The organism is Anaerobiospirillum thomasii, assembly GCF_900445255.1.
Taxonomy (GTDB): domain Bacteria; phylum Pseudomonadota; class Gammaproteobacteria; order Enterobacterales; family Succinivibrionaceae; genus Anaerobiospirillum_A; species Anaerobiospirillum_A thomasii.
In genome coordinates this window covers 1302848-1310528 of sequence record NZ_UAPU01000005.1, presented here as the reverse complement: position 1 = coordinate 1310528, position 7681 = coordinate 1302848, and the positions used below count along the sequence as shown (strand labels likewise).

The following is a 7681-nucleotide window of genomic DNA, read 5'->3' as shown; positions in this document are numbered from 1 at the left end:
AGGCTTTGTAACAACTCAAAGCGCAGACGGTCTGCAATCTCCTTTTAACGATTTGGGAGACAGAGACAAAGAGCGCAATGAGATAAGCATGGGAAATGGCTCTATGGTGTACCTGCAAGAGGGGAGAACGTCACCTTTGGATCACCGGGTAGGCCTAACCCCGAGTTTGGTGGGTTTGTGCAGGCTGTCTGCCGTCAGATAGGTGCAGCACTTGAGCTGCCTTATGAGCTTTTAGTTAAGAACTTTACAGCATCCTACAGCGCCAGCCGTGCATCTCTTTTAGAGGCTTGGAAGGCATTCAGAATGCGCCGTCAATGGCTGTGCGATTCTTTCTGTCAGGCTGTATATGAAGAATGGCTTGCAGAGGCTGTATCACTAGGACGCATCAGTGCTCCTAACTTTTTTAGCGATTTATCATATAAGAAGGCATGGTCACGTGCCGAATGGTCTGGCGATGCACAAGGCCAATTAGATCCACTTAAAGAAGCAAATGCAGCAGTTGTAAGAATCAACAATGGACTTTCAACACGAGAGAAAGAAGCAGCAGAGCTTACAGGTCTGTCCTTTGAAGTTATTGCCAATCAGCTCACAGCTGAGAGTGAAGCACTAAAAGCAATCACGCCACAGCAGGGAGAGTTACCACCTGTAATAAAAATGAGGATGAAGAATGATTTCATTTAACAAGAAAAGCAATACGCTTTATATCAGTGGCGCCATAGAGGGCGCCCATTTTTTTAAAGAAGGGGATTCTAATACTGTCTTTGAATTATCTCAATACGATACAGCACGTGCCCTCAATGTTGTGATTAACAGCCCAGGCGGATCCACAAATGAGGGGCTTGCAATTAAAAACCTTTTTAGAATCATTGGAGATACAGCCGAGGATAAGCGTCACGGGTTTAGCTGCAAGTGCTGCCACTTTGATCACCTCTGCCAAGAATGCCCATGTCACTATGCAAAAGGGCTCAATGTTTATGATCCACGAACCATGGATCACAATGCAGGGGGCAAAGGATGATTTAAAGAAGACGGCAGATAGATTAGATAAGCTTACACAAAGCATTGCTCAGCTGTATGCAGAAAAAACCAATCTTCCTGTACCACAGCTTATAAAAATGATGAGTGAAGAGACATGGCTTACAGCTGATGAAGCTGTGGAGCTTGGCTTTGCTGATAAGGTGGACGGTACCAAGTCAGTAAACGCAAGCATTGACAATAATAAGCTTTCAATAGGTGGTCTTGATTTTAGCTGTGCTACCTATTGTAAATTACAAGAATTTTTTCAATGTCACCAAGAGGACGAAATCACCATGAATGAAGAAGTAAAGACCGAGGACAAGAACCTCACTGTTACAGAAACTAAGAGCGCCGTCACTTTCACAGATGTAGCTCAGATGATTAAAGCATATCCTGACTTTTGCAGAGCTATTGCAGATGAAGCCTTTGCCAAAGGACAGAGCGCAGAACGTGAGCGCATTAAAGAGCTTGATGCTATGTCATCTAAACAGCATGAGTCACTTATCAACAAGGCCAAGTACGAGACCTTTGAGGATGCCAAATCATGCGCCTTCAATATCTTAAAGGCTCAAAAGCAGCAGCTTGATGAGCAGGCAAGCGCCTTGCAGTCTGATGCATCTGCCCTTCAGGAAGTGGCAGGAGTTCAGGATGATGTAATGACCTCAGCAGAAACACAGCGCAATGCAATGATTAAATCAATTTTAGAGAACATGTAAAAGGAGTTTTCAAAATGGCAGAACTATCAAGAGATTTAGGCAACGTTGAGTACGACAAACTGCTTGCAGGACCTAGAGACTGGGTCAAGTACACCCACAATGAGGTGGCACAGGGTGAGAACAAGCTCAAGCGTGGCTGTCTTGTAACCTATGACGCAGCAACCAAGACCGTGAAGGCATGCAAGCTTAAGGCTGATGTGGTCTATGGCATTCTGGCTGAAGATGTGGATGCTACAAGCTCCAAGGTATATGCCCGCATTTATCTGTCAGGCGCCTTCAATGAAGAGGCTTTATCCATGGGCACACCTGGCGATAGTGGCAAGGTTGCAGACTTTTATCTGTCAGCCCGTAATGTAGGCATCATTTTCAACAAACCAACCAAGTAAAGATTTAAACAGACGAGGTATAAACTATGTCAACTCAGACAGGAAATGTTTCACTTTATGATTTTAGAACTCTCTTAGGTGTCGTGCAGCAGATGCCAAGAGAGCACACCTTTTTGCGAGATACATTTTTCCCAACAACAAAGACCTTTATGACCAAAGAGGTTGATATTGATATTATTGGCCTGATAAGCGCAAGCTTGCACCGTTTGTTACATCGTTATACCGGTGGCACCTTCTCATACAGAGATGGCTATTCAACCAAATCATATCAGCCTGCACGAATTGCCCCTATGATGATTACTACAGCTGATGAGGCTTTTACCCGTGCCCCAGGTGAGACTATTTACAGTCAGTTCAATCCTGCACAGCGTATGAATGCCATTGTAGCTGACAATCTTAAACAGCTTGATAAGCAGATTACACGCCGTGAGGAATGGATGGCAGCGCAGGCACTGTTTACAGGTAAGATTGAGATGAAGGGCGAGGGCGTGAACGATGTGCTCACCATGTGGGACAATGCCAAGAAGCCTGAAACCGACATTGCAACCAAGTGGGACCAGCTAATGCCACACCATTTGATGATCTTGTAGCATGTGTGACAAGGTGGGCGAGTTATCTGGTCGTACTGCCAACAAGCTGATCGTAGGTCGCAAGGTTCTAAAAGTCCTGATGAATTTTTAGTCAAGGACGGCTCACTTGACCCACGCCGTATAAATCTAGGACACATTGAGCCTGCCAAAGTACAGGCCAATGGAGTGCAGTACATCGGTACTCTGTTATATCCTCATCTTGATATCTACGCCTACACCGAGACCTTTGTGGACGATGCAGGAACAAACACACCACTTGTGCCTGACAATATTGCCTTCTTAGCATCTGATGGCGCTATGACCACACGAGCCTACGGCATTGTAGATATCATTGATGAGAATAATAACATTCGCTTTGTTGAGGGTTCACGAGTTGCCAATTCATGGGTACAGCGTGATACACCGGCAGGCCGAGTGGTGCAGATGATTTCACATCCTCTGATGATTGTTAATGAGCCTTATGCGTTCCATGTTATGAAGGTATTATCCTAATGAAATACAGAGCACTTAAAAACTTTATTTTTGAGAGTGCCTATTATGAGCAAGGAGCAGAGTACGAGTTTGAAACTGTACCTGCCCTTATCAAAGATGGGTATCTTGAGAAAATAGGCAATGCCGAACCACTTCCACCAAAGACCGAGGAGACACAGGAAAAGGCAGATCCTTCTTTAGAGGCTGATGCTGATATTGATGATGTTATGCAGATGCCTGATCTTGGTGGTGAGGGCAAAGGTAAAACAATAAAGAGAAAATAAACATGATTGATTTTAAGCAGCAGTTAGCCTTAGACATTGACACCTTTATCAATCTGTCCGAGTTTGCAGACATTCACAGCATTAACGGGCAAGAGGTCAATGCGATCATTGATTCCAATGCCCTTGATGAGGTAGCCATTAAAACCGAGTCAATGCAGGCTGTATTTGTTAATGCTATAACGATCTTTATACCGCAAGGGTCGCTGTCACGCCTGCCACTTGTTGATGAGGATTTTGAGCTTGATGGATACAGCTACACCTGCAAAGGCTTAAGGATTGAGCAGGGCTGTGATGCCATTATTGCTGTAGAAAATCAGTCACGTTAGTTTGTAAAGCTATAGCGCTTTGAGGGCGCCTTCTATGTTTTCAGTAAAAATTGACGACAAAGCTATTGAGAATGCAAAGCTGTTGTTATCTCAAATCCCCAGAGGGGCCGAGAGTGCAATAAGCCGTGCTATCAATCGCACCATGCAGGGCGCCCGCACTCAGATAGTGAGGGTAGTAAAAGAGCGCTACACTTTAAAAGCTACAGATATAAGACAGACCTTATCTGTCGTTAAGTCAGATAAAAACACCCTTACAGGCGAAATCAAATCAAGGGGCACGCAGTTAAATGCCTCACACTTTATGCACAGACCTCATGGCGATACTACAGGCAACAAGCGCAGACAGGTGTTTGTTTCATTCACCAAAGGCAAGCGCTTTAGTGTGGATCGTGGTTTTGTGTGGCAGGGGCGTATTTATAAAAGAGAAGGTAAAAAGAGACTGCCAATTCAATCCATGTATGGCCCATCTGTCCCTCAGATGATAGGCAGTAAGGAAAGTATTGAGCGCATTGAGCGAGGCATGACTGATACATTCAATAAACGCATCATGCATGAGATTGATGTTTCATTAAAAGGGTATGACAAATGACAGAGTTTTATTTAATAGAGAGTTTGCAGACTTTTCTTGAAAAAACGCTAAACGACATCAATCAGGACAGACCTGGCACAGACAGGGAGCCATACCTTGGCAGTCTTAGAACTGTAAGGCCTTTAAAGGCAGAGATGCAGGACAAAGAGCAGGCGGTTAAGGTCAATATATACAATGGCTTTGTGCCCTCTGCCAAGCAGGAGAGCTCTGTGTTTCCTTATGTCTCTATCTTTTTATTAGATGGAAGTGTTGATAGAGAGTACTGCACCTGTAGAGCGCAGTTTGATATTGGTGTTTATTCGCAGGAAGATAACAGGGCACTGATGAATATGTTAAGGCGTATTATTAACGGCCTGTCTCAGCTTGAAAACTACATGCTTGATAATAAGTTTGAGCTTTCACTGCCATTTACATGGTCAACCTTTGAAGAAAACAAGCACCCTTTTCATAATGCATCAATAATAACCTCATGGAGTTGGTATGCCCCATGCCCTCAAAATTTCTCAACAATTTAAAATCTAGTCAGAGGTAAACATGACAAAAAATCAGAGCAAAGGCCCTGAGGCTGTCGCACGTCCTGAAAGTGCAGAGCATCAGGATAATTCAATTGTGTACATTGGTAAAAATGTTCCACGCCTGGGGCTTAAAACGTACACGGTATACACAGAATATATAGCTATTCCTGAACATATCAGGGCAGAGCTAGAAAAATCACCAATATATAAAGCTTTATTTGTTCATGTCAGCATTATGCGCCATGCAGTTGCTGATCTACATGATAAAACCTCAGCTTTATATCAGATAAATTCATCTTTTAACTAGGAGCTAAAAAATGGCAGCATATAAGCACGGTGTCTATACATCTGAAACACCGACCTCACTTATACCAACCACAGAAGTATTATCTGCTGTGCCTTTTGTTGTAGGCATTGCACCAATTAACATGGCACAAGAGCCAAGTGTCAATGAGCCAAAGCTTGTATACTCATACAAAGAGGCTGTGCAGTACTTTGGTGTTGAAAATGCCACAGATGACGGCAACGGCAAGAAGAGCTTTAAATACAACTTATCTGAGTTTATTTACTCTACCTTCAACTTCTACGGCAATACGCCAATTGTATTGGTCAATGTTTTAGATCCTGCCAAGCACAAGAAGACAGCTGATACCACAGCTATTACAATTGACGCCAAGGGGCAGGCAGTAATTCAGGAGTTTGGCTGCGTTGTCTCAACTCTCAAAATTTCAAAACCTGATACAGGCTTTTATGCAGAGGGCACTGATTATGTTACAGCCTTTGATGATGACGGCTATCTTGTTATCTCTGCCCTTCCTGAAGGGAGTGACGGCAACTTCAAGCTTGCAAAGCAGGAGCTGACTATTACCGTTGAGAAGTTAGATCCTTCAGCAGTCACCAAAAAAGAGATCATCGGAGGTGTGACACCTGAGGGCAAGAAGACCGGTCTTGAGCTTATCAGTGAAGTATATCCACGTTTAAGAATTATACCGACCCTTGTGGCCTCTCCACATTATTCAGCAGATCCTGAAGTGGCGGCAATTATGGGCGCAAAGGCTCTTAACATAAACACCGTCTTTAATGCTATGGCCATAGTTGATGCTGATACCAAGACCACCAAGAAATACAGTGATGTGCCAAATTGGAAGAACAAGAACAACATAGTAGATCCTAATGTAGCTGTTACATGGCCACAGATTGAAATGACAGGCACAAGATACGCATCATCAACCCACCTCATTGGCGTGCTTGCAAGAACAGATGGCGAGCGTGACGGCGTGCCTTATGTGTCTCCTTCAAATAAGAATTTTGAGGGCACAGGTCTTTGTCTTGAAGATGGCTCTGAAGTGGTGCTTGGCAATGAAGAGGCTAACTACTTAAATGGTGAGGGCATTGTCGCAGCTCTGAATTTTAGTGGTGGATGGAAGATATGGGGCAATCGCACTTCATGTTATCCAGCCAATACCGACCCAAAGGATGCCTTTATCCCTGTAAAGCGCATGTTCTTCTTTATTGCAAACACAGTAGTAACCACAATGTGGCAGAAGGTAGATGAGCCTGGGAATAGACGCCTTATAGATACCATTGTTGACTCTTTAAATGTATGGCTCAATGCTTTTACTGCAAGACAGCAGCTGCTAGGTGGTCGTATTGAGTTTAGAAAGGAAGACAACCCTGTTACAGAGCTAATGGACGGCAAATATCACTTCAAGATATTTATAACCCCTCCATCACCAGCACGAGAGCTGAGCTTTGACTTAGAGATTGATCCAACTTACTACGAGACCTTATTTAATTAAGGAGGTGATATATGGCAAACAAATATCCAGATAAGACAATTAATTACAACGTATATTCAGAGCAGGGCGAGCTTTTAGGCGTTGCAACAGCAGAACTGCCCGAGCTTGCATATATGACTGAGACTTTAACCGGTGCAGGTCTTGCAGGTGAGATTGAAACACCTGTGACAGGTCATTTTGGCGCCATGTCAACAACTCTTAATTTCAATGCTATTCAAGCTGATGCCATTGTTTTGCTTTCAACCAAGGGCAACACCCTGACACTGCGATCTGCACAGCAGGCACTTGATATGGCTGAGGTCAGTACTCATAAGACTCAAGGCATTAAAATTGTACTCAAGACTTTGCCAAAGACTATGAGCCTTGGAAGCTTTGAGCCAGGTGCCAAGACTGACACTTCAATTGAGTTAGAGACTCCTTATATCAAGATTGAAGTTGATGGCAAGCAGGTGCTTGAGATTGACAAGCTTAACTTTAAGTGTGTCATTGGTGAGAATGATCTTCTTGAAAATGTACGAGCTAATTTAGGATTTTAAAAAGAATGTCCATATCTACTACTAAAGAGGGGCTCACTGCCTCTCTTTCACGCCCTTACACCTTTGAGGGCCAGGAATACACCTCTGTGACCTTTAATATTGATGATAACTTTACGGGTGGGCAGTTTAAGCAGCTCTATCGCAAGTACATAGCATTAAGGAAACAGACTGATGCGCAAAGCCTTGTCATGGATCGCATGTTAGTGACTGCAATTATTAACAATGAGTTTATTGACTTTGCAATGTGTGAACTGTCCCATCTGCCACTTGAATTTTTCAATGGACTGCCCTTTAAGGACTATATAGCCCTAAGTGGGACCTTACAAAATTTTTTCACCGATTCGGTATAGGCAATCTAAGCGATCAGAGTATTGAGAAATATCTAAAAGAGTATTTTAAGAATTTACTGTTCTTATCTATTCAGATAAAGACTCCGTACTCTGATATGTGCC

At 43.4% G+C, this 7681-nt stretch carries 13 protein-coding genes and 1 pseudogene; all 14 read left to right on the top strand.

Translation table 11 applies throughout. The annotated features are described in order from the left end of the window. Positions 1 to 129: 129 nt before the first annotated feature. Positions 130 to 681 (top strand): annotated as a pseudogene (locus DRZ93_RS05820) (phage portal protein); the annotation flags it as partial. Continuing rightward, positions 668 to 1018, top strand: a complete 351-nt coding sequence (locus DRZ93_RS13740; RefSeq protein ID WP_113746069.1) for an ATP-dependent Clp protease proteolytic subunit — start codon at positions 668 to 670, stop codon at positions 1016 to 1018. The pseudogene DRZ93_RS05820 and the gene DRZ93_RS13740, both read left to right, overlap by 14 nt. Continuing rightward, positions 921 to 1733 carry a Clp protease ClpP gene (locus tag DRZ93_RS05810; RefSeq protein WP_245933783.1) on the top strand — a complete coding sequence of 271 codons (813 nt, stop codon included), beginning with the start codon at positions 921 to 923 and terminating at the stop codon, positions 1731 to 1733. The genes DRZ93_RS13740 and DRZ93_RS05810 overlap by 98 nt, the downstream gene beginning before the upstream one ends. Before the next feature lie 14 nt (positions 1734 to 1747). Further along, complete coding sequence (locus DRZ93_RS05805) at positions 1748 to 2119, top strand: hypothetical protein (RefSeq protein WP_113744214.1); 372 nt, start codon at positions 1748 to 1750, stop codon at positions 2117 to 2119. A gap of 26 nt (positions 2120 to 2145) precedes the next feature. Then, complete coding sequence (locus DRZ93_RS14090; RefSeq protein WP_113746067.1) at positions 2146 to 2709, top strand: major capsid protein; 564 nt, start codon at positions 2146 to 2148, stop codon at positions 2707 to 2709. A 165-nt stretch (positions 2710 to 2874) separates the two neighbouring features. Further along, positions 2875 to 3201 carry a major capsid protein gene (locus tag DRZ93_RS14085; RefSeq protein WP_245933774.1) on the top strand — a complete coding sequence of 109 codons (327 nt, stop codon included), beginning with the start codon at positions 2875 to 2877 and terminating at the stop codon, positions 3199 to 3201. Next, complete coding sequence (locus DRZ93_RS05790) at positions 3201 to 3464, top strand: hypothetical protein (RefSeq protein WP_113745479.1); 264 nt, start codon at positions 3201 to 3203, stop codon at positions 3462 to 3464. Before DRZ93_RS14085 ends, DRZ93_RS05790 begins: the two co-directional genes overlap by 1 nt. A gap of 2 nt (positions 3465 to 3466) precedes the next feature. Beyond that, complete coding sequence (locus tag DRZ93_RS05785; protein ID WP_113744217.1) at positions 3467 to 3790, top strand: hypothetical protein; 324 nt, start codon at positions 3467 to 3469, stop codon at positions 3788 to 3790. Positions 3791 to 3824: 34 nt separating this feature from the next. Beyond that, entirely contained in the window at positions 3825 to 4379 is a 555-nt protein-coding gene (locus DRZ93_RS05780) for a phage tail protein (protein ID WP_113744218.1), read from the top strand. Further along, positions 4376 to 4894 carry a hypothetical protein gene (locus DRZ93_RS05775; RefSeq protein ID WP_113745480.1) on the top strand — a complete coding sequence of 173 codons (519 nt, stop codon included), beginning with the start codon at positions 4376 to 4378 and terminating at the stop codon, positions 4892 to 4894. Before DRZ93_RS05780 ends, DRZ93_RS05775 begins: the two co-directional genes overlap by 4 nt. Before the next feature lie 19 nt (positions 4895 to 4913). Beyond that, entirely contained in the window at positions 4914 to 5201 is a 288-nt protein-coding gene (locus DRZ93_RS05770; protein ID WP_113744220.1) for a hypothetical protein, read from the top strand. A 10-nt stretch (positions 5202 to 5211) separates the two neighbouring features. Then, positions 5212 to 6693 (top strand): phage tail sheath family protein, encoded by a 1482-nt coding sequence (locus DRZ93_RS05765; protein ID WP_113745481.1) that lies wholly within the window; start codon positions 5212 to 5214, stop codon positions 6691 to 6693. Positions 6694 to 6704: 11 nt separating this feature from the next. After that, entirely contained in the window at positions 6705 to 7229 is a 525-nt protein-coding gene (locus DRZ93_RS05760; RefSeq protein ID WP_113745482.1) for a phage major tail tube protein, read from the top strand. Positions 7230 to 7234: 5 nt separating this feature from the next. Beyond that, positions 7235 to 7579, top strand: a complete 345-nt coding sequence (locus tag DRZ93_RS05755; protein ID WP_113744223.1) for a phage tail assembly protein — start codon at positions 7235 to 7237, stop codon at positions 7577 to 7579. Positions 7580 to 7681: the final 102 nt, after the last annotated feature.